Annotated in this window: 17 protein-coding genes and 3 pseudogenes; 12 read left to right on the top strand and 8 right to left on the bottom strand. The window is 68.9% G+C overall.

Translation table 11 applies throughout. The features are described 5' to 3' along the window. Positions 1-634: 634 nt before the first annotated feature. The 5 genes and pseudogenes from AB0M11_RS20975 to AB0M11_RS20955 all read left to right on the top strand — a co-directional run bounded on the left by AB0M11_RS20975 (position 635) and on the right by AB0M11_RS20955 (position 4844). Positions 635-1663: a YaaC family protein gene (locus AB0M11_RS20975; protein ID WP_365707555.1), complete on the top strand. Its 1029-nt coding sequence runs from the start codon at positions 635-637 to the stop codon at positions 1661-1663. 32 nt (positions 1664-1695) lie between these two features. Further along, a pseudogene (locus tag AB0M11_RS20970) lies at positions 1696-1815 on the top strand (kinase); the annotation flags it as partial. Between the two features lie 173 nt (positions 1816-1988). Then, positions 1989-2513, top strand: a complete 525-nt coding sequence (locus AB0M11_RS20965) for a hypothetical protein (RefSeq protein WP_365707553.1) — start codon at positions 1989-1991, stop codon at positions 2511-2513. Between the two features lie 165 nt (positions 2514-2678). Beyond that, positions 2679-2858, top strand: a complete 180-nt coding sequence (locus tag AB0M11_RS20960) for a hypothetical protein (RefSeq protein ID WP_365707551.1) — start codon at positions 2679-2681, stop codon at positions 2856-2858. A gap of 963 nt (positions 2859-3821) precedes the next feature. Next, positions 3822-4844, top strand: a complete 1023-nt coding sequence (locus tag AB0M11_RS20955) for a tyrosine-type recombinase/integrase (RefSeq protein WP_365707549.1) — start codon at positions 3822-3824, stop codon at positions 4842-4844. Here the strand turns inward: AB0M11_RS20955 and AB0M11_RS20950 are convergent. Beyond that, positions 4760-5395: a hypothetical protein gene (locus tag AB0M11_RS20950; protein ID WP_365707547.1), complete on the bottom strand. Its 636-nt coding sequence runs from the start codon at positions 5393-5395 to the stop codon at positions 4760-4762. The genes AB0M11_RS20955 and AB0M11_RS20950 overlap by 85 nt on opposite strands. A gap of 88 nt (positions 5396-5483) precedes the next feature. Here AB0M11_RS20950 and AB0M11_RS20945 point away from each other — a divergent pair, with 88 nt between their 5' ends. The 4 genes and pseudogenes from AB0M11_RS20945 (at position 5484) to istB (ending at position 9189) form a co-directional block, all read left to right on the top strand. Next, positions 5484-6674 carry a tyrosine-type recombinase/integrase gene (locus AB0M11_RS20945; RefSeq protein WP_365707545.1) on the top strand — a complete coding sequence of 397 codons (1191 nt, stop codon included), beginning with the start codon at positions 5484-5486 and terminating at the stop codon, positions 6672-6674. Between the two features lie 78 nt (positions 6675-6752). Then, the gene (locus AB0M11_RS20940) at positions 6753-7295 is read left to right on the top strand and encodes an SMI1/KNR4 family protein (RefSeq protein ID WP_365707543.1); all 543 of its coding nucleotides are present in this window, start codon (positions 6753-6755) and stop codon (positions 7293-7295) included. Positions 7296-7362: 67 nt separating this feature from the next. Then, the gene (locus AB0M11_RS20935) at positions 7363-8412 is read left to right on the top strand and encodes a hypothetical protein (protein ID WP_365707541.1); all 1050 of its coding nucleotides are present in this window, start codon (positions 7363-7365) and stop codon (positions 8410-8412) included. Then, positions 8409-9189, top strand: a pseudogene (istB, locus tag AB0M11_RS20930) (IS21-like element helper ATPase IstB). The gene AB0M11_RS20935 and the pseudogene istB overlap by 4 nt, the downstream one beginning before the upstream one ends. A gap of 184 nt (positions 9190-9373) precedes the next feature. On the opposite strand, the gene AB0M11_RS20925 reads toward istB, so the two are convergent. Together AB0M11_RS20925 and AB0M11_RS20920 are read right to left on the bottom strand one after the other, a co-directional pair. Continuing rightward, a complete protein-coding gene (locus AB0M11_RS20925; RefSeq protein ID WP_365707539.1) occupies positions 9374-9880 on the bottom strand; it encodes a hypothetical protein in 507 nt (168 codons plus the stop codon). Between the two features lie 201 nt (positions 9881-10081). Further along, positions 10082-10582 carry a zinc ribbon domain-containing protein gene (locus AB0M11_RS20920; protein ID WP_365707537.1) on the bottom strand — a complete coding sequence of 167 codons (501 nt, stop codon included), beginning with the start codon at positions 10580-10582 and terminating at the stop codon, positions 10082-10084. A gap of 185 nt (positions 10583-10767) precedes the next feature. Between AB0M11_RS20920 and AB0M11_RS20915 the strand changes: the two genes are divergently transcribed. Then, on the top strand, positions 10768-12342 hold the full coding sequence (locus AB0M11_RS20915) for an ISL3 family transposase (protein ID WP_365707535.1): 1575 nt from the start codon (positions 10768-10770) through the stop codon (positions 12340-12342). Between the two features lie 7 nt (positions 12343-12349). On the opposite strand, the gene AB0M11_RS20910 is transcribed toward AB0M11_RS20915, so the two are convergent. Beyond that, the gene (locus AB0M11_RS20910; RefSeq protein ID WP_365707533.1) at positions 12350-13075 is read right to left on the bottom strand and encodes a recombinase family protein; all 726 of its coding nucleotides are present in this window, start codon (positions 13073-13075) and stop codon (positions 12350-12352) included. A gap of 578 nt (positions 13076-13653) precedes the next feature. On the opposite strand from AB0M11_RS20910, the pseudogene AB0M11_RS20905 reads away from it, so the two are divergent. Next, positions 13654-13776: pseudogene (locus AB0M11_RS20905) on the top strand (IS5/IS1182 family transposase); the annotation flags it as partial. A gap of 14 nt (positions 13777-13790) precedes the next feature. Here AB0M11_RS20905 and AB0M11_RS20900 read toward each other — a convergent pair. Then, positions 13791-14744 carry a zinc-binding dehydrogenase gene (locus AB0M11_RS20900; RefSeq protein ID WP_365707531.1) on the bottom strand — a complete coding sequence of 318 codons (954 nt, stop codon included), beginning with the start codon at positions 14742-14744 and terminating at the stop codon, positions 13791-13793. Between the two features lie 78 nt (positions 14745-14822). Here AB0M11_RS20900 and AB0M11_RS20895 point away from each other — a divergent pair, with 78 nt between their 5' ends. Continuing rightward, complete coding sequence (locus AB0M11_RS20895) at positions 14823-15221, top strand: helix-turn-helix domain-containing protein (protein WP_365707529.1); 399 nt, start codon at positions 14823-14825, stop codon at positions 15219-15221. Between the two features lie 250 nt (positions 15222-15471). Here the strand turns inward: AB0M11_RS20895 and AB0M11_RS20890 are convergent, their stop codons facing one another. The 3 genes from AB0M11_RS20890 to AB0M11_RS20880 form a co-directional block, all read right to left on the bottom strand. Further along, complete coding sequence (locus AB0M11_RS20890; RefSeq protein WP_365707527.1) at positions 15472-15660, bottom strand: hypothetical protein; 189 nt, start codon at positions 15658-15660, stop codon at positions 15472-15474. A gap of 131 nt (positions 15661-15791) precedes the next feature. Further along, complete coding sequence (locus tag AB0M11_RS20885) at positions 15792-18413, bottom strand: RNaseH domain-containing protein (protein ID WP_365707525.1); 2622 nt, start codon at positions 18411-18413, stop codon at positions 15792-15794. Beyond that, positions 18410-21346, bottom strand: a complete 2937-nt coding sequence (locus AB0M11_RS20880) for a hypothetical protein (protein ID WP_365707557.1) — start codon at positions 21344-21346, stop codon at positions 18410-18412. Before AB0M11_RS20880 ends, AB0M11_RS20885 begins: the two co-directional genes overlap by 4 nt. Between the last annotated feature and the right edge of the window lie 159 nt (positions 21347-21505).

Genomic DNA, 21505 nt, shown 5'->3' with positions numbered 1-21505 from the left:
CCCCACCCCCTTTCGGGGGGCGCCCCCCCCCCCCCGGGGGCCCCCCCACCGACATATACGCTCGCGCCTATCACCGCATGTCGAGGGCATCGAGGCTGCGTACTATGCCCGGCGCGTGAACGACTAGGGCCAGCGCCGGTAGTACGGGGCTGCGGTGTGGGTTCTCGCGTTGCCCCAGGCGGAGGAGGGCTGCTGCTCTCTGGCTGACTCAGATCCCTGTCGGTGTATGAGATTGATCTTGCTTTTGTGGTGCAGGCTGTTCGCCTGCAAGTGTGACGGTACGTGCGGCTCTGGCTATGGGCTGTTGGGTACGTGAGCTGCGGTACCTCGATCTGTCTGAGATTCCCAGATGTCCTTGAGAACTCTTATGTGTTTGGACAGTGGCCCTGCCAGACAGCCGAAGGTGCAGTACCAGTACCGCGGGCTTGTGTCGGAGGAGACCAGGGGCAGGAGCGTGTCCACGGCTCACCCGCTCTTCGGGCTGGTCTCAACTTGGTGCTACAGGGCGGCCGGGAGCCCTGACAGGCGATGATGGCCCGGTGCCGGGCGCCCCTGCTCTGCGGCGGTCCTGGGCGCTTGGGCCGATCCCAATCCAGTACCGCAGGGTGCCGCTGGCCCGGTAGCGTCCCCGGCCATGCACATCAACGTGTTGACAGATCGGGCGTGGGAATGGCTGCGGGCCAGTCGTTCCGAGCCGCCCGGTAGAGCGAGCAGCGGGGCCCGCCGCAAGACCTATGCCACCGCGCTCGAACAGGCAGGGCAGATGTTCAAGGCAGCCGCCGCTGTCGGTCCAGCGACACGCCCCTTGCAGGTCTTCTACGGCTTGAGCCAGGCCGGTCGCGCCGTCGCGGCGGCGGCCTGGTCCCTCAAGGGCGAGGACTGGCGCCTGGAAGCCCACGGCATCAAGGCCACCGGATTCGACCGGGCTTTCCCCGACATCGAGATCCGCACGGACCCGCCCGATTCCCAGGGCAGCTTCACTCGAGTGAGTCAGGTGTTGGCCTCGCCCGTCTGGCAGTTGGCCCCGGTGCGCTTGGAGGACGTGTGGGACCTGCTGCCCGTGAACCTCGACTATCCCCTCACGGAGAGGGAACGGCTCACCCCGCTGGAGGTCTCCGAACACCACGTGGGCCAGCACGACCATCCACTGCTCAGCGTCCCCGTGTCCGACATCCCCGACCGGGTCATCGACGCCGGCACTCGCGTGGCGCTCGCAGAGTTCATGGCCTCATACCCGGGCCTTGATCAGCATGAGAGTTACGTAACCACACGGGCGCTCACCCTGGGACCGGATGCTCTGCCGGACTTCACCCGCTACGCGGAAGGCGGAGGCGCCCTGCAGGTCAACTGGCTCATGCCGCAGGGATCAGCGACCGAAGCGGAGCGGAGGCAGCACCTGCGTGCGATGACACATGGTCACGGCGGGCTGCGCTTCTTCTTCCCCGTCATCGCCCCGATGGCCCGGGAGCTGCACCCGCTCATGGCCTGGTGGGCGGTCCTCTACACGCTGTCCATGCTGGCCCGCTACGAGCCCGCACGATGGGCTGCGCACATCAATGTGGACAGCAGCCCGCACGCGGTGCCCATCGAACGGCTCCTGGAGCTGGCGATCGTACAAGTCCCTGTACTGATCCGGGACGCCGTTGCCGAGGTCGCGCGCTGAGTGTGCAACCGCGTGGCAGTGCGACGGCCGTGATGACGGGCGCCAAGGATACACGGCTGGTTGTGCTGCGCGGCAACGGTGCCTCGGGCAGGTCGTCCGTCATGGCAGGCCTCCGCGAGAAGCTTGGCCGCGGCCTGGCCCTAGTTGGTCAGGTCAAGGGTGTGCTCGGCGGCTGCCCCGATAGGGGGATGCTGCCGTAGTTCCCGTACCGGCAATGGCATGCGGGCCTACTGTGAGGCGGGTGAAGGCTGAGTCAGTGGAGTTGCTCCCGGTCGGCTTGATGGGTCGTCATGGCATGCCGGTTGGCCGGTTCTACGGTCAGCCGATGGACGCGGTCACGTGGGCCGACGACAGCTTTGTGCACAGCGATCCTGCATGCCGTGCCTCGGCGACGGTCAGTCCCGGGGAGACGTATCGTGTCCGGTTCGGTGCGTTCTTCGCTGCACGGATGTGCGGATGTTGCCGGGTGGAGTCTGCACCTGCGGACGCAGGCCTGGCGGATGCCGCCGCCGACCTCGTGAGTCTCTGCGAGGGCCTTGAAGAAGAGGACGAAGAAGCAGGAAACCGCCAGGAGCCGAACTACGTGCCGGACTTCCTCGGGCCCAACTTCAACTGGGATCACTGGCGCTATCTGCAGTTCGAGCTGGCGGCGACCACCGACGGCTTGCTGGCGCACCCCTGGCTGCACAACTGGGCACGTCCGGTCCTGGCGCGGACCGCAGCCTGCGCCGAACTCCGGTGTGAGGAACAACGGGCTCTCATCGACAAGGCCACGATCGAGCAGGCTGCCGTCACGCTGCAGCGGCGCGAGAGGCCCACCGCGCACCTGGCGCAGGCCTGGCAGGTGTAGCGGCAGCGGCAGGACTGTGACCACAGTGCCAGCCCGGACTACACCTGCTACGACAAGAACTCCCGTGTGCGGCCTCCCGGTTCGGCCGCCGCCGGGCACCACGCGGCGAACGTAGAGGTCAGTGTGCGGCTTCCTCCCTTCGGGCCCGACGCAGCCGGGTTCCCCATGGTGGAAACACTGTCGGTGTGGGAGCTGGCCGTGATCGCCGCCTACAAGACCACCGCCGACTGGGCCGGAAGCATCGTCACCTTGGCCGTGCCGCCCGTCGTCGCGGAAGAGTTGCTGAGCCCAGCAAGGGCCCTTGACGTGACGCTACGTCCGTCTGGCGCGGACCGGGTGCCGTAGTCGATCCGCGCCTCCTGCCTCCACCCTCCCGCCCGGTCCACGCACGGCGGTGTTGCCGCCTGAGCCTCGCGTGCAACCGGCACTCCCACACCGCAGGTCCCCACTCCGAAACGCCCACCCGCCGTGACGGTTCCCGTGCCCATCCCTCCGCAAGTTGGCTCTATCAGTGAGTCCTGACACCGGTTGTCGATCGGGAGTGACAGCGCCCGGTGTCGGTGGAGAGTGATATCGCCGAGTTTTGACACCACTTGGGTGCTTGTGGTGGGAGGATCGGAGTGCTCTCCGCGGTGAGGGAGGTGGCGCCGGTGCCACCGAAGTCCAAGGTCGATCTGTACGCGGCGATCCGCCGTGATGCCCGGGCGGGGGTTTCGAACCGGGCCTTGCAGCGCAAGTACGGGGTCGGCTTCCGGACGGTGAGGGCAGCCATGGCTTCGGTCTGGCCCGAGCCTCGCAAGCCGTTGCCGCCCCGCAAGACGCGGCTGGATGCGTTCAAGCCGGTCATCGACCAGATGCTGCGGGCGGATCTGGATGCTCCGCGCAAGCAGCGGCACACCGTCAAGCGGATCTTCGACCGCCTGGTCGACGAGCACGGTGCGGTGGAGGTGACCTATCCCATGGTGCGGGCTTACGTCGCCGACCGCCGCCCTCAGATACGGATCGAGGCGGGCCGGGGGCCGTTGAACGCGTTCATCCCGCAGACCCACATGCCGGGGGCCGAAGCGGAGGTCGACTTCGGGGACGTGACGATCCGTCTGGCCGGCGAGCAGGTCAAGGTCTACCTGTTCGCGATGCGTATGTCCTACTCCGGCAAGGCCGTGCACCGCATCTTCGCGTCCTGCGGGCAGGAGGCGTTCTTCGAGGGCCACGTCCACGCTCTCAGCGTGCTGGGCGGTTATGTGGGTGACAACTCTTCCGCGATCTCGTGTTCCCGGTCAGGATGGTCGCTCCCGTCGAGGAGCTCGGATGGCCTGGCAGCCGCAGTTGGTACGACGCGTCGATGCCGCGGGAAACCCCACGGCATCACTCGGGCACGCCCTGGTCGACGACTGCCTGGAGTTCGTGGCGGCACGCTGCCGGCCGAACACCCTGCTGGCCACCGCCTACGACCTGAAGGTCTTTTTCTCGGTGGTACCCAAGGAGCCGGCCGACGTCGTCACCGCGGACGTCTTCGCGTTCATCACCGCGCAGAAGAAGCCGCGGCGGGGAGCGAAGGTCGTCCGGCTCGAAGACGGTGAGGCAGGACTCTCGGCTCGGACCATCAAGCGCCGCCTCGCCAGCATCTCCGGGCTGTTCGGTTACCTCATGACCCGCGACGACCTGGCCATTGATCGCAACCCGGTGCCGACGGGGCTGGCCAACCGCCGCCGCAGCGGCAACCGGGGGGCACCGCTCCTGCGCACGCCCCGAACCCTCCCGCGCGTCCACGGACCGACTGAGGTCGAAGCGGTGCTCGGTGCAGTGAACACCGCGCGGGATAGGGCCATGGTCCTCGCGATGCTGCTCGGCGGGCTTCGCCGCTGCGAGGTCCTCGGCTTGCGGCTGGGTGACCTGTCACCGGGTGAGCGTCGGGTCTTCATCAGCGAGGGCAAGGGCGGCCACCAGCGCTTGATACCCGTCTCCGCTCAGTTCTTCAGCGCGGTCGGCGGCTATCTGGACCGCGAGCGTCCACCCGTCGACCACGATCGGCTGTTCGTGGTGCTGCGCGGGCCCACCCGCGGCCGACCGTTCTCCGCCGATGGTCTGGACGAGATTCTTGACGGCGTCCGGAAGCGAACCGGACTACCGAGGCTGACCTGTCATCAGCTCCGCCATACCTGCCTGACCCGGCTGCGGGAGGCGGGCATGGCACTGGAGGCGGTACAGGCCCAGGCTGGACACCGCTCCATCGAATCAACTCGGATCTACATACACCTGGCGAACAGCTGGCTCGTCGAGCAGTACCTGCAGGCGAGTGCCGCCACCGACGCCGATCGGACGGAGTCCTGATGCGCCGGGCCCGCGCCGCGGCCCTGCCGATCGTGCGCCCGGACCTGGTCGAGTTCTACCTCGCTCACCGGGCCGCGCAGGGCATGAACATCGATCACAAGGTTCGCTGGGGAGCCCGCGCTCTGCTCGCCGCGGTGCCCGACCTGAGCGACTTCTGCGGCCTGCCGCTGGAACGCCAGCTTGCCTTCAACCACGAGACCCACCGATTCATCAGCTGGCTCTCGGTCACCGGACGTCTGCAACCCGGGGCGGACTACCTGGTCGCCCGACGCCCACGACTGGGCATCGTACTTGCTCGCACGGAGCCGGAACTGCACCTGAGGTTCATGGAGACGGCCCGGTTCCTCGGTTTTCGCGACGCGATGGCCATGACCCAGTTCAACCTGCTGGGCCACTTCGTGGCCCTGTTCGGCACGCAGCCACACGAGCTGCAGCAGACCGACTGGGACGAGGGACGCCGCCTGCTGCTGGAGGCTGCCCGCCGCATCCCCAACCGTGGGGTCAAGGCCCTGTCGACCGCCCTGTTCAACCTGGAAGCGACGCTCTTCCACTGCGAGTTGACTGACCAGCTCCCGCGTCGTCGCTCGCCCGGACCGGGCCGACATGCGGGCCCGGGAGTGGTCCCGGGTCCCGGCCGGAATGGCGGACACGATGCAGCACTACCTGCGGCATATAGCCGGAACAATGCGGCCGGGCACCGTGAAGAACGCCGAGCTGACGCTGCGGGAGTTCGCCCTCCTGGTCGCCGCCGAAGACACGGACGTCACCTGCGTCGCCGCACTCAAGCGGAGGCACGTCGAACGCTACCGGCAGTGGCTGCTGGAGCGGCCGGCCGCCCGCGGAGGACCGCTGCACCGGCACACCGTCCGCGACCGCCTCAGCAAACTCCGCGGCTTCTTCCGCCGCCTGGATGAGTGGGATGCCGCCGACCGGCCGCCCCGCCAGCTGATCTTCGACAGCGACTTCCCGATCGCGGACGAACCACTGCCCCGGTTCTTGGACGACGCCGCGGCCGCCAAACTGCTGGCAGCCGCCCGCAAGGACCCCGATCCGTTCGCCCGGCTGGCCATCGAGATCCTCGCCCGCACCGGGATGCGCCGCAGCGAGATGCTCGGCCTCACCATCGACGCGGTCGTGCAGATCGGATCCGCCTACTGGCTCCGCGTCCCGGTCGGCAAGATGCACACCGACCGCTACGTCCCCCTGCACCCGCAGCTCAAGACGCTGCTGGACGACTGGCTGCTGCACCGGCCCGAGGGCCTGCGCTCAAACCTGTTGTTCACCGACCACGGCCGCCCTGTCAACGCCTCCCGCATTGAGGCCGCGGTCCGCAAGGCCGCCCAGCAGGCGGGACTCGGCCGGGTCACTCCACACCAGCTCAGACATACTCTGGCCACCCAGGCGATCAACCGGGGCATGTCCCTGGAAGCCATCGCCGCACTTCTTGGACACCGGTCGCTGTCCATGACCCGTGTTTACGCGCGGATCGCCGACCGGACCGTCGCCGACGAGTACTTCGCTGTCTCGGAGAGGGTCGAGGCACTCTACGACGCCCCGCGCCAGCTGCCGGCCGATGCCGAGGGCACGGAGATGGCCAAGCTTCGGCGGGAGATGCACCGGCGGATGCTCGGCAACGGCTACTGCGCTCGCCCCGTCGAGATGGACTGCCACTTTGAATCGATCTGCGAGTCCTGCACGTTCTTCGTCACCACGATCGAGTTCCGGCCCACCCTCGAACGCCAGCGAGACGACGCGGCGGCCAAGGGACAGGTTGCTCGCGAGCAGATCTTCGACGGGCTCCTTAGCCGACTTGAGGAGCAGGCTGGCTGATGCCTTCTTCCAGGCGGCCACCGATAGCTACCCCTCCGTCCAACCGCCCGGTCGAGCCAGCTAGGTTTGCCACGTCCAATGACGGCGATCAAGCAGGTGAGGCGCATGGCAGGACATGATGAGTTGCAGCAGCTGCTCGGCGCACCGGCACCACGTCAGCCCTCGCCAGAGGATTGGGCCGAGGTTGAGAACTACATTGGCTCGCCGCTTCCCAGCGACTTCAAGGCTTTCCTGGACACCTATGGCGGCGGGGTGATTTCCGAGGAACTCGTGGTCTTCCATCCTCGGGGGTCCAGTCCGCTGCTGGAGCGCATGCGCAGCATCCACGAGAGATTCGCCGCACGGCGCGAGCGTGGACCGGACGACTTCCCGCACCCGTTCCACCCCGAGCCCGGCGGCCTGATCTCCTGGGGCTACGACTACGGCGGCGACGAGCACTTCTTCTTGCCCTGCCACCCGGATCCGGACCGTTGGAAGATCGTCACCATGGCCCACGAGGAGGGATGCGAGACCTTCGACGGCCCGTTCGCCGACTTCATCGTGGCGTTTATGAAACGACTCGAGTTCATGGACGAAGACGGCAACATCCGCCCTGCCACCCCAAGCTTCGAATCCTGCTGATCGATCGACTCTCCAGGCCGCGGCATGGTCCCCTCGGGGTTGACATCGAGACCCGCATATTAGAGGGGTGCCGACCGGCAAGGTCCGTTACGACAACCTGCGGGCCGCAGTCGCCCGCGTTCTGGGCTTGTCCAGGGCGAGGGTGGAGAACGAGCGGTGGACCGCGTTCCGTTCGCACTACGGCATCGAAAGTCTGTACTGCCGTCCCGGACTTGAAGGCGCCCACGAAAAGGGCGGAGTGGAGGGCCAGATCGGCTGGTTCAGGAGAAACCACCTGGTCCCCGTCCCGGAAGTCGGCTCGCTGGCCGAACTGAACGCGATGGTCGAGCGGTGGGACGATGAGGACAGCGAACGCCGCATCCGCTCTCGGCCTCGAACGATCGGCGAGTACTTCGCTGCCGAGCGGCCGCTACTGCAGCCTTTGCCCAACGAGCCGTTCGAGACGGGACGGCTGTTCAGCCTGCGGGTGGACCGATACGCGCAGGTCAGCGTCCGCACGAACCGTTACTCGGTTCCGGTGAGGCTGATCGGCCGCACCGTGAGGGTGATGCTGCACGCCTCCGAGATCGTGGTCTACGACGGGCGCACGGAGGTCGCCCGGCATGAACGGCTGATCGCCAAGGGCCAGGTCAGGCTGGAGCTGGACCACTACCTGGAGGCGCTGGTCCGCAAGCCCGGTGCGTTTCCCGGCGCGACCGCGCTGGAACAGGCCCGTTCGGCAGGCAAGTTCACCCCCGTCCACGACGCGTGGTGGGCGGCGGCCTGTAAGGCCCACGGCGACCGTGACGGCACCCGGGCCCTGATCGAGGTCCTGCTGCTGGGCCGGGACCTTCATCACGAGCACCTGGTGGCCGGGCTCGCTGCCGCGCTGCGGGCCGGGGCGCTGACCTCGGATGCCGTCGTGCTGGAGGCCCGCAAGGCGGCCGAAGCCGACGACGCACCAGCCCCCGCGGCCGAGCCGGAGCCCGGCCGGGCGGCGGTGACGTTCCTGACCGAGCGTCGCCTGACCCACCTGCCGCCGGACACCCGGCCGCTGCCGTCGGTCGCGGCCTACGACCAATTGCTGCGACCGAGGCGGTCGGCCGGCCGTTTCACTGCAGAGGGAGAGTTGCCGTGACCGTCAAACGCCACCGCGGGCTGACCGAACAGGCCGCCGATGCCGCGGTCGACCAGGCATGCCGGATGCTCCGGCTGCCCACCATTCGGGCCCAGTTCCCCGACCTGGCCGAGGCCGCGGCCCGTGACCAGATGTCGTATCGCGGATTCCTCGCAGAACTGCTGATGGCCGAGTGCGACGACAGGGCCCGCCGCCGCTCGGAACGTCGGATCAAAGCCGCCGCCTTCCCCCGGGAGAAGTCCCTTCGCGCGTTCGACTTCGACGCGAACCCCAACGTTGACCCGGCGGTCATCCACACCCTGGCGACCTGCGACTGGGTCAAGAAGGGCCTGCCGCTCTGCCTGATCGGCGACTCGGGCACCGGCAAGTCGCACCTGCTGATCGCGCTGGGCACCGAGGCCGCGATGGCCAGCTACCGGGTCAAGTACACGCTCGCGACCAAACTCGTCAACGAACTGGTCGAGGCCGCGGACGAGAAGGTGCTGACCAAGACCATCGCCCGCTACGGCCGAGTCGATCTTTTGTGCATCGATGAGCTGGGCTACATGGAGCTGGACCGCAGGGGCGCTGAGCTGCTGTTCCAGGTTCTGACGGAACGAGAGGAGAAGAACAGCGTCGCCATCGCCTCGAACCAAGACCTTCACCGACCCGAGGCTCTGCGCGGCCATCGTCGACCGGCTGACCTTCGGCGGCAACCTGATCCAGACCGGCACCGACTCCTACCGCCTCGCCATTACGCAGGCCCGCGCCGCTGCCCAGGACTCCGCCGCAGGTTGAACCCGGCACGTGAATCACACGCCTCACGGTCGGTGGCGTCGGTCGTGGTTCGGGGGAAGGCCCGAATAGACCGACAGCCGGGCCGCCCGACTGGGCAAGGGGCACGCGGTGGACTGCCACCCGGCTTCGACGACGAGCGGTACGAGAAGCGCAACACTGTCGAGATGAGCAAGCCGCAGTGCTGTCATACATGCGGTTCGACGTCATCGCCGTGGTTTCCTTCCTCGTTCCGGATTATCGTCGCCTGCTGGTGGTCGAGCCAGGCTTGTCGTGGTCGGTGGCCACCGGACTGCTGGTGGAGCTGGCGGAGTCGCTCGACTTCTGCGGGGTCGGCGTGGATGGTCCAGGACCGGCGCTGGTCGGTGAGCTGGTGGGCAGTGACCCAGTCGCGTTTGATCCATCCGAAGAGCGTCACCCGGGGCATGCCGAGCTCGCGGGCGAGGTCGGTCAGCCACCACTCGCGGCGGCCGAGTGGTGCGGCTCCCCGCCGGAGGGCTTGTTCCTGCTGGCTGACGCAGCCCAGTTCCTGCAGCAGCGTGCGGACGCCCTGGGTGCCGAAGTGTTCGCGGCGTTTGGGCGGGCGGAAGCCCTCGGAGTTGAGGATTTTCGCGATGGCCGGGGCTGAGTGGCCGGCCTCGGCGAGTTCGCGGGCCCGCGCGGCCAGGCGGGGGAAGTAGCTGAGCTGGTCCAAGCGGGCGACCGGCGGACGAGTTCGCCGGTGGTGCGGTGTCCGCCGGCCCAGGTGACCTGGACGGTGACGCGCTCGCTGTCCCCGACGACGGTGACGGTGACCCTCTCGATCAAGTGCCTGGTCAGCTGTTTTCGGTCCGCATCGGTCGTGGTGGGTGCCTGCCAGACGGCGGGGAGGTCGGCGGCCAGGGCCCGGATCTGGTCACACTCGGCGACGGTGAGGATGCGGGGGCCGGGCTGCGATGAAGCGGTCGTACTCCTCACCGAGCCGCCGCCGTTCGGCCAGCGCATGCTCCCACTCCTTCTCCAGTTCCCTCACCACCAGGCGGTTTTCGGGCTCGGCCAACTGGTACTGGCGCCGGGCCCGGTCGGCCGCATAGCCCGCTGGTTCCAGACGCTGCTGCCAGATCCGGTCCACCTCTTCGCGCCGGTGCTGGGCCTGCTCGGCCGCCTGCAGCGAGACCTCCAGGGCGGCTGGCGCCATCGCTGCAAGCAGCAGACCGGTCACATAGCGGTCGACGCAGATCCCGGACAACTGCTGGCACAGCTCACCGCCGTAGTCAGCCTTCACGCGGCTGCACTCGTACTTCGGCCATAGCTTTCCGCCCTGGCCGCGCTGGTAATGCACGACCATACGGGTGTCGCACCGCCCGCAGAAGATCAGCCCGACCAGCAGGGCCGGCCCGTCACGCAGGGTACCCATGCTCTGGGAACGGGCCCGGTTCGCCTCGATCCGGGCAAGGTTGCGGTCATGCCGTTCGGTGTCTGCGTACTCGTTTGAGTGGCCCTGGCAAGATTTCCGTGAAACGGGGCTGTGCAACCGTGCGCCGGTGACGCTCCGTCACAGGTAGCTGCACTGTCAGCGAGTGTGATGACCTCGTACAGATCTTGTCTCCGCATCTGGATGCGGTGCGGGTGGAGCGAGTGTGGGTGGCGGGCGGCGTGGTCCGCATCGCAGCCTGCACCCGCGAGTTGACGGTGGCGTGCCCGGACTGTGGTCGCGGTTCTGCGCGGGTGCACAGCCGGTACTCCCGCACGCTGGCCGATGTCGCTGCCGGTGGCCGCCCGGTGCTGATCAGTCTGATGGTGCGGCGGTTGTTCTGTGACAGTGCGGACTGCGGTCGGCGGACGTTTGCCGAGCAGGTGGAGGGGCTGACGGTGCGCTATCAGCGTCGCAGTCCGCTGCTGCAGCACCTGGTCGAGATGGCCGGGGTGCTGCTCGCCGGCCGCGGCGGGGCCCGGCTTCTGCGCATCTTGAAGACGCCGTTGTCGCGGACAAGTGTGCTGTTCCAGTTGATGCGCATGGGACTTCCTTCGGCCGCGACACCGAGGGTGCTGGGCGTGGATGACTTCGCGTTGTACGCGGACGTCTACGGCACGCTGCTCGTGGATGCCGACAGGCGGTTGCCGATCGAGTTGTGGGCGGGGCGCGATGCCGGGCAGCTGGCGTCCTGGCTGCGTGCGCATCCCGGCGTCGAGGTAGTGTGCCGGGACGGTTCACTGGTCTACCGACAGGGCATCACAGAGGGAGCCCCGGACGCGGTCCAGGTCAGCGACCGTTTTCACCTGTGGCAGGGGCTGTCGAAGCGGGTCTGGGACATCGCCGCGGCCCACCGCGGGTGCCTGGCCGCGGCAGTGCCTGAGCCCGAACCGGCCCCACCGCCGTCGCACGAACCGTGCGAGGCGGCCGATACTCCCGCTCGCCGTCACGCGAAGCGACTGTTCGAGACCGTCCAGGGATACGCCGGCACGGCCCGCAGTCTCAGCGCGATAGCCCGCGAACTCGGCTTGAACCGCCGCACCGTGGCCAAGTACGCACGCGCTGCCTGCTGGCAGGAGTGCGTACGGCGCACTCCGCCCCGCCGGTCCACGAGCCTCGACCCGTATCTGGACTACTTGCGGCAACGCTGGGAGGAAGGCGAGCACACCGCGACCGTGCTGCACCAGGAGATCGCCGCCAAGGGCTACCGCGGCCATTACCAGCGGGTCAAGATGGCCATCGCGCCGCTCCGTCGCGGTCTGCCGATCGACACACCGCGCGAGCGGCCACCCTCGCCCCGCCAGGTCGCCCGGTGGATCACCACCACACCGCCCCGGCGCGGCCTGCACGCCACCGAGGCACTCCATCGACTGCTCGAACACTGCCCGGAGCTCGACCAAACCCACACTCTGGTAAGGCAGTTCGCGGCCATGCTCGATGCCCGCGACGCCGCCCCGCTGCCGGACTGGCTCGACCAACTCGCGGACTCTGGCCTGCCTGCCTTGGCGAGCCTGGCCAACGCCATTTGCGAAGACCAGCCAGCAGTCGTGCAGGGGATCACCACCCCGTTCAACTCCGGCGTCAACGAAGGCCGCATCACGGATCTGAAGCTCCAGAAGAGGATCATGGCTGGCCGCGCCGGTGTTCCGCTCCTGCGCCACCGCGTTGTCCTCATGGCGCACCTCCGACGCCGCTACCTGTGACGGAGCGTCACCGGCGCACGGTTGCACAGCCCCGTTTCACGGAAATCTTGCCAGGGCCACGTTCGCGTGTACGCCGACATTCGGCGCTGATATAGGCGGGCAGGACGTCGGGCAGATAGACCAGCCAGTCCTCGGGCGGCTTGCGGACGCGCCCGGTGAAAGGGCGACCCGCCAGACGCCGGCGGGGATCGGTACGGCTGCGGCCATAGACATAGACCCCGGCATAGGCGGGGTGGCGGAGCATGTTTTGGATCACTATTCGGCTGGGAGGCCTCCAGGCCAGCGTCCCGCGTTCGGGGCCCTCCCGCACCCGGATGCCTATCTGGATGCCGTGGTCGACCAGGAACCGCAACACCGCGTTGATCGTGGCGAGTTCGTCGAACAGGTCGAAGACCAGATGGACCACGGCCTGCACCTGCTGGTCCGGATCACGCACGACCTGACCGTCCGGGCGGCGCAGATAGCCCACGGGCAGGGGCACGGCCAGTTCGCCGCGGCGGGCCTTACCGATCCGTCCGTTCCACATCCGCTGCTTGATCAGATGCAGTTCCGCCTCGCTGATCGTGCCCTTCAGTCCCAGCAGCATCCGGTCGTTGTGCTCGGCGGGGTCATAGACGCCGTCGGGGTCTGCCAGCAGAGCACCCGACAGCGCGCACAGCTCCAGCAGTTGATGCCATTCGCGGCCGCTGCGGGGCCAGACGCGACATTTCCATGCCCAACACCAGGCCCACATGGTCCAGGCCGATCTCGGAGACCAGACGCTGGAAGCCAGCCCGCTCCACGACGCCGGACGCGGAGTGTCCCAGGTCCTCGTCGATCACCAGGACCCGGGACGCAGTCCAGCCCAAGTCGACTGCCCGTTGCGTGAGTCCGTACTGCAGCCGGGTGGACTCGGCATGATCGAGTACCTGCTGGGGAGTCGACTGACGGACATAGACCACCGCGAGCCGGTCGCGATGCCACGGCTGGATCTTGCCCTCAATCCGATCCCACGGCGCTGCAGCCGTCCTGTTCACCGAGGTCACCCCCGTCCTGCCCGACCGGGTCCGCCGCGATCACCATCCGTGCGGCCAGCACTGCCAGCAACCGCACCACCAACTGGCGGTTCAGTTCCGGAACGGCTCCCCACTGCGGAATCTGGGGAGCTCAGCGACGACATCTCCGTCCACTGACCCTCACCGCCCTCTTCGTCATCAGCCAGTCGCTCACGCAACTGCCGAACAAGAGCGGCGGTGTTGAGCAGGCCATCAACCCCTACGACAGGCCTGTTCCCCGCCTCGGGCACATCTATGTGGGCACTACGGCTTGCTCCTTGAGCGGACGATCAATCGACTGAAGCAGTCCCGGGCCGTTGCCACTCGCTATGACAAACGCGGGTGCCTCTTCTTTGGCACTGCCACCACAGCAGCCCTGGTCATCTGGCTTCACACGTGATCGTCCGGCCAGACCTAGTCCTGCGGAGAAGGTATCGGGGCGTGCAGCTCACCGGGTGCCACCTCCAGGACCGCTTTTCCGGGGATCCGACGTCCGCGAAGCGCCTCGGCTGCCTCATTGAAGCGGTCCCAGGATCCTTGCCAGCCAATCTCGACGGTGACGGCCCCCTCGGCGGCCAGCTCGGTGAGAACGGCCAGGTCCGCGCCGGTGTCGCCCTCGATGACGAAAGAGGTCAGCGATTTAGCCGGGCCGACGGTCGCATACGGCGGAAAGACCGCTGGCTCCCCGGATGTCCAGCCGACGCTCTGCACGCTGCCTCCGGGAGCGAGCAGGTTCCACGCCGCAACCAGCTGGGGGCCGCCGACGCTATCGATGACCACGTCGACCGGTAGCTGGAGTCCTTCCAGTCCGATCAGCACCTCGCCGGCGCCGGCCTCGGCCAGCCCCTCCCTGCGGGTGGCCGAGCCCACGGACGCGATCACATGCGCACCGGCCCGCGCCGCCAGCTGGACGGCGAACCGGCCAACTCCGCCGGAGGCGCCGGTGATCAGCACCCTCTTGCCCGGTCCGAGCCCGGCGGCCCGCAGCGAGCGCAGTGCAGCCACTCCGGCGACCGGCAGGGCCACCGCCTGCGCCGGTTCCAGGTTTTTCGGTATCTCGGCAAGCGCACCGACGTCGATCGCGACGCGCTCAGCGAACGCCCCCGAGGTCAGGGCCACCACCTGGGTCCCCACCGCCGGGCCGGTTCCGTCGGCTGCGGCTTCAACCACCGCCCCGGCAGCGTCCGAACCAAGCACTGCACCCACGGGGACGCGACCGGAGCGGGCGTCGTTGAGGTCGCCGTAGTTCAACGAGGCGTGAGAGACGTCCACCAGGACCTGGCCTGGCCCGGGCACGGGGTCGGAAACCTCGGCGAGACGGACAGCGGCGGGCGCGGAGGGATCGACGACGAGAGCACGCACGGACATGTCTTCTTCCTTTGGTTCACGACGTGTTACAGCAGTCATCGTCGGTAACCTTGCTCGTCAGCGGAAGGAGGCACATTTATGTCACGCAGTCACACGCATGTTGCCGAGGCGCTGAGGGACGAAGCCTGCCCGGTCACCGAGGTACTCGACCGCGTGGCGGGCAAGTGGAGCATCGGGATCCTGATCGCCGCCGCCCACGGCCCGGTCCGCTTCACCGAACTGGAACGCGCCATCAACGGCATCAGCCGACGGATGCTCACTCTCAACCTGCGCAGGCTGGAGCGGGACGGACTACTCGTTCGCACCGTGTATCCGACCGTGCCGCCCAAGGTGGAGTACAGCCTCACCCCCATGGCCTGGGAGCTCCACACCTCACTGACCGGGCTGGTGGGCTGGGCCGAGCGGCATCGGTCCGCGGTCGCCGAGGCCCGCGCCGCCTACGACACCGCGGCGGAGCAGGGACCCGACGCCGACTGAACGGGCCCGGACCGGCTCTCGGGCTTCTGCAATTCAGCGACAGCCAGCGGGGGAGCGAAGGGCCCACCATCGGCGCCACAAAGCCTGCGTGATCGCCCGGACAGGTCCCAAACGGGCGGCGGCACCCACCGTCAACGCCTGCGAACGTCGGCTGTCCCCGCCGAAGTGGTGTCAGTTCTCATCGACATTTCGCGGCCCTGTGATCGGCAAGTGGTGTTCAGACTCGTCGGCAAGTGGTGTCCGTTTCCACCTACAAAGCCACGAGCGTGACCCGGGCGACGCACTCGGCCAGTTCTTTGGCCGAGCCCACGATCAGCGGACGGTCATCTGCCGTGACAGCAGAGGCAAGACGCCCGTATGCGTCCTCGATCGCACGCCACTGATCATGTTGGAGCCCTTCGGCCCGGGGGAGAGGTTCCTGCACCAGGTGTTGGATCACACCCCGCATTCTCCTTGCCGCTCCCGACGGACCTCAGGGGCCCGTCGGGTCGTCTGCGGCGCAGGCAGGGCGGCCGGACAGAAGGAGAGCGCCTGGTTGGCTGGGCACCGTCTGCGAACCGGCCGGCGCGGCTATTCGGGTCCGTCGTCTTCGCCGTCGGCAACGTACTGGGGATGCTTCTCGTCGGCGTTGCGGGCCAGGTGCAGCGGCAGTGGCAGCAGGGTGCGGCCGTTCCAGCTGGCGGACTGCTGGGAGAGACGGGCCGCGAGTCCGACAAGCCGTTCCTCCTGCCAGCTGCCGGCCCGGGCGACGGTGTACTCGGTGCGGGTGATGGCGTGGAAGTCGGTGCCGAGTTTGCTCTGCGAGGTCTCCGGCAGGGTGCGGCGGGTGTAGTCGGTACCGGTGCGCTGACCGCCCTTGTGCTGCCGCGTCTCCGCTGCGAACAGCCAGGAGTTGACCCCGCCGTGGTCCGAGACGTACAGGACTCTCTCCGGCATGGCCGCCTTGTCGGTGTCGCTGGGCCGTCTGCTGCTGCCGCCGGCGCGGTGGGTGGGCCGTGGAGTGCGGCTGCCGTGCGTGACACGGACGACGGCGATGTCCCGGCCGCGGGCGGCCAGCGACAGCCCGGGCAGCAGCCCGTCGCCCAGGGTGGGATTCGCCAGACCCGGCCACAGGTCCCGGTGCTGCTCGGTGAAGACCACCACGCCGCGGTCGCCGGGCAGCTGCGCCAGCGCCTGCTCCACATGATCACGTACCCGGGCGGGGCCGCCCTGGTCGTCGCGCAGATGGTGGCCGGGCAGGCCGATCGGTCCCGCATGGTGGTGGGTGCGGCCGGCCGCCAGGGGCAGCCACCGCTGGCCGCTGTACATCAGTGCCGGCCAGTACCTCTCATCCGGGTGGTGCGAGGCCTTCAGCGCGACCAGGGTGACGGCCAGGACCGGGGGAGTGGCGGCACGCCCGCGGATGCGCGGGAAGCGGTGCAGGCGTGTCCACAGCCCCACCAGCCAGGCCCGCCGGTCCAGCGCGGTGTCCCGGGTCAGGGGGTGGCAGGCGGCGGCTGCCAGCCGGTCGTCGATGACGCCGCAGTCCGTCAGCAGACCCCCGGTGGCGATCTGCGCCGCGGCGTCCTCCTTACGCGCCACCGCCGGCGGCTCCTGGCCGGCCCGGACCGCACGCGCCCGGGCGATCTTCTCGTTGAGGCTGGGCTGGTAGAGGTCGCCGAGCGAGGCCATCGTCAAGAACTGCGACGGCAGATCGCGGGCGGCGAACAGCGGCTTGAGCGCGGCCTTGGCATCCGCCTCACCCCGGGCCGGAAAGGAGGTCTCCACGAGGGCGGCGACGAGCTCGCCCGGATCGGACGGCCGCAGCATCGCAAGACCGTTGAGGACGGGGGCCCGGCTGTGCGGGCCGTGCCGCACGAGTTCCGGAACCCGCACCATCAGCAACTGCAGCCCCGGTGCCAGCACCGTGGTGTGCCCGTCCTGGAGTGCGTGCAGGTCTGGCTGGGCGAAGTCGCGGCCCAACTGGGCCAGGACCCGCTCCTTCCACGCCCCGGTCTCGTACAGGGCGACGAGCCGCAGGCTCTCGAAACCGGCCGCCACCACGGCGGGCAGGACCTTATCCGGGGCCACCACCGCGGACGGTTCGGGCGACAGCTGCGGAACCCTGACGCTGCTCCCGGCATAGGTCAGGGGAGCGGCGTCCAGCATCCGGCTGGCGTGCTCCTCCAGCCGCCGCATCAGCCGCGAGCCGGCCCCCTTGCCGATCGGGTGCGAGGCCGTGGTGTGGATGCCCCGCACCGGGCCGGGCTTGTCGAAGTCGACCGCGAACGGGTCGGGCAGCGGAGCGATCCCGCACGCCTCGACGATCTGCGCGGTCGCACCCTTGTACTGCGCCGACCTCAGCACCCACTGGCCGTGATCGTCCTTGGCCCACCGCACGTGCACTGGGGCCTTGAGCACGATGTCGGGGTTGGCGGGATGACACACATGCGCGTTCTTGACCCCGTACCAGCCGGTGGCGATCCGCGCGGTGCGTGCTTCCAGATGCGCGACCAGCATCCGGCCTCCGGGAGCCGGGTCGACGTCGATGTGGATGCGGTCCATGGCGTGCCCCACACGCCGGCGCCGCTCCCCGGTGGCCTCGTCGACCCAGCTCGCCTCCCGCTCCATCGGCTGCGCCCATGTCAGCAGGTCGCCTTCCGACTCCAGGACGAGCTCGAGCGGCTCGGCCAGCGTGTCGACCTGCCAGGGCTCTCGGCGCAGCAGCTGGGCCAGGCGCCAACTCGCCACCCTGAAAGCCCAGTTCGGGCCCATGATGCGGCCCTCGCGGTCGCGGTGCAGGACCTCTTCCAGCGGGTAGGGGCCGCCGACCTCGTCGGCCAGGTACTGGCTGAGCGTGTCCTGGCCCCCCCAGCCGGGCAGCCGGCCCTCCCATTCCCGGACCAGCCGCCGCCACACCGTGAAGTCGAGCGGCTCCGACGTGACGATCAGCGCGCGCCTGGTCCACGGCCCGGTCAGCGGCGGGCGTTCCGGGTCGGTGAACACCAGCCGCCGTCCCGTGACCGCACGGGCCGCCGCCGCGAGCGAGGCGGTCGGGCGCTGCGCGTCGACCGAACGCGGCTTGGGCAGCCGCGACCAGGCCTGGCTGAACTCCCCGGGCAGCGGGTACACGTGCACCGCGCCCATCAGCTCGCCGGTCAGCGCGAACGACAGCGTGCTCAGCTCACTGGGGCTCTTGGCGGAGCGGGTCACGGCGTCTCCCCGGGAAGGTCGTGGTCGGCCAGGCTCAGCAGGATGTCGAGGGTGGAGCGGTAGATCCGGTCGATGAGGTCCCACTCACCGCGCCGCTGCCACTGCGTGCGCAGTGTGTGCAGCAGGTGGGGGAGGGTGGAGTCCGCCGCGGTCTCGGTGAACGCGGCGTCCGCCAGGTGCAGGCTGCCGTGGTCTCCGCCGCGGCGGGTGCGGCCGCCGAGCTGGATCAGACGGGTCAGGATCTCCGCCACGATCGCGGTCTTCACATCCTGGCCGAGGTCCTTGAAGTAGTGCGAGCCCCGCCTGATCTCCTCGAACGTGCGCCCCCCGGACAGCCGTAGCTGCTCCAGAATCACGGCCGGCTCCTCGCCGGGCGGAGGCACATCGCGGTAGGCCAGCGAGTTGACCATGGCCAGCAGCACGGCCGGCTCTTCCATCACGAGCACCGGCCGCACCACCAGGCAGGCCACATGCAGAAGCGACCGCCCGCCCTGGTCGACGATGTTCAGGCCCCGCTCCACGCGCGCCATGGGAGCCAGCAGGAACCGGCACTGCCCATGGCCGACATGCAACGGGAACTGCTCCAGCCGGTCCGCCGGGACGGGCACCCAGCCCGGCGGATGCTTCTCGTAGCGCGGCACGTCCTGCGGCCGCACCGCCACACAGATATCCCCGGCCGGCGCACCGGCCGACACCAGGCCCTGCGCCAGCAGAGGCCCGGCGTGGTAGGCCTCGAATGCCACCAGTACGTGCGCCCGATGCGCCCTCGCCGGATCAGCGGCGACCTCCGCCAGCTCGGCATCCAGCCGCGGCCACAGCGCCGCACCCATCTCCCGGTAGGCGTCCTCGCGCCGCTGTCCACTCAGCCCCGAGACCCGCGCCCAGCTCCCCTCCTTGTGCTGCACCTTGTCCAGCACGGCGCTGAGACTGCCGTTGACGTCGTCCGGCACGTACCACGACGGGGGGGTGAGCAGATGATGCCGCGGTGCCCGCGGCATGTGCGCGGTGGCCGACAGCCCGATCACCACACGCCGCCGGCCGCCGTGGGCCAGCGCTGTGACGTCGCCGAGGTGGCTGATGTGACTGTGCGGGTCGCCCACGAAGCTCTTGAGGGTGAGTGCGGTCGCCGCCAGGTCCTGGTCGTTGAAGTGCTCACTGAACGCGAACAGCGGCCGTCCCAGCGGCCCGTAGGGTGCCGCACGCCACGGCACGTGCGACGACAGCACCTCGGCCAGATCGTTGGAGGCCGTCATCCCAGCCCCCTGCAGGGCCGGTGCCGCCCCCACGATCTGCCGCAGGATCTCGCGGCTCTTCTCCAAGAAGGCCCGCCGGGCCGCGTACTGGACAAGATTGGTTACATCCTCAGGCGGTACATCCCCGGCAGCTTCCTCCGATGAGACGTCCCCGGTGACCTTGCGGAACCGGTCGGCGAGTTCGGCCAGGGTGGCGGCGCTCAGGCTGCCGTCGTCCGACAGGTCGGTCAGCGACGACAGCACGGCCCGCAGTTCCTCCAGCCCTTCGACCTCTTCGGCCCCTTCCAGCTCACCGGTCTTGCTGAACAGCCGGTTGACGGTGCGCATGTGTGCTTCGCTGGGCCTGTCCCCGGGCTTCAGCTTGAAGATCCGGTGCGCCAGCATCGCGTCCCACCGCCGTGGTACCACCAGCCTGCGCCGTTCCCTGTCCGGCGTGATGGCCCCCCGAGCCAGATGCGACACGTACGTCTCGGCCAGCCACGACAGCCGCTTGATCTTGGGGTGCAGATACTCCTCGACCTCGCGGCTCAGCCGCAGACAGTGGCGGCTGAACTGCTCCTCCAGCTCACGCACCGGACTGCTGGCCGATCCGTACCGGGCCAGCAGCACGCTCTTGGCGCTCTCGTCGAACGCCTTGGCCTGCAGCGCGTCGACCTCGTCCATCATCACCACATGTGCCCGGCGCAGCAGCAGTTCCTCCACGGTCACGTCCCGGCGCTCCACGCCGTGGTCGGCCAGCGGAACGTGCACACGCCCGATGAGGAAATTGGTGTGGTTGGTGACGATGATGTCCGCGCCCAGCGCGGCACGGTGATGACGGAACTTGCCGCAGGTGGCACGCCACGGACAGCACCGTGTCTTGCCCGCAGAGTCCTTCAGCTGGTCACACGGTTCGTTGCCGGGATCCCACGTCTCCACCCCCCGCGCCTCGGGCGCCGCGTGCGCGGTCAGGGCGCAGCTGTAGGACATTTCCGCGAACACCCAGTCACGGTGCTCGGCATCGTCGTGCACGTTGCCCGCCGTGTCCTCGGCGAGTTTTTGCATACCGCGCGTGGAGATCAGCGGCACCACCACCGGCACCCGGGCGTCGTCGTCCTTCTTGTCCGTTTTGCGCAGAGTCTTCGCGTCCCGGCGCAGCCGCGCCACCGTCTGCATCACCTGCGCGTTCTGCGGCACCACCAAAGCCGCTGTCAGACCCTGGCGAGCACACCACAGGGCGATCAGCTCCGAGGCGATGTTCTTTCCCAGCCCCGTTGGGGCGTGCAGGACCGAGATGGTCCCCGCCTGCGCATGAAACTCCTCGCCCAGCGCCGAGCCGTCCGCATGGTGCAGATGCTCTCGAAGGTCCGCGACGGCCTTCGCCCTGTGCTGCTCCTTGTAGGCGGCATCGAGACGCCCTGCCAGGTCATCCAGGGCGTCGAGGGGGATCCGCAGATCATCGAGTCCTGCGCTGTCCTGCAGCGCCCCCGCCGCTGCTTTCCCCGGCTGGGCAACGCGCAGGTCGTAGTGGACGCCGACAGCCCGCCGCGACGGGCTCAGCGGGTCGGGAATCCGCAGCTCGGAGAAGTAGCGCCCGGCTCCGGCCGGCAGTCGTCGCCGCGAGCGGGCATTGCGGGCCACATGGCCGTCGATCTCCGCCAGCAGATCGTCGATGCGCGTCCCCGAGTCGGCCGCGGGCATCACCACGACCAGTCCGTCCTCGTCGGCCGCCGCGAACTCCGCACCCGCGCCGGCCGCCGCGACCTGGGCGGCTTCATCGAGGAAGACGGTGCGCTGGGCCAGTGAGGCGGGACGCCTGCGCAGCAACCGGGCCACCCGCAGCCGGTCGTCCTCGGACAG

This window comes from Streptomyces sp. NPDC051987 (assembly GCF_040680735.1).
Taxonomy (GTDB): domain Bacteria; phylum Actinomycetota; class Actinomycetes; order Streptomycetales; family Streptomycetaceae; genus Streptomyces.
Note: the sequence above shows the minus strand (reverse complement) of the source record. Positions and strands in the feature narration are given on the sequence as shown.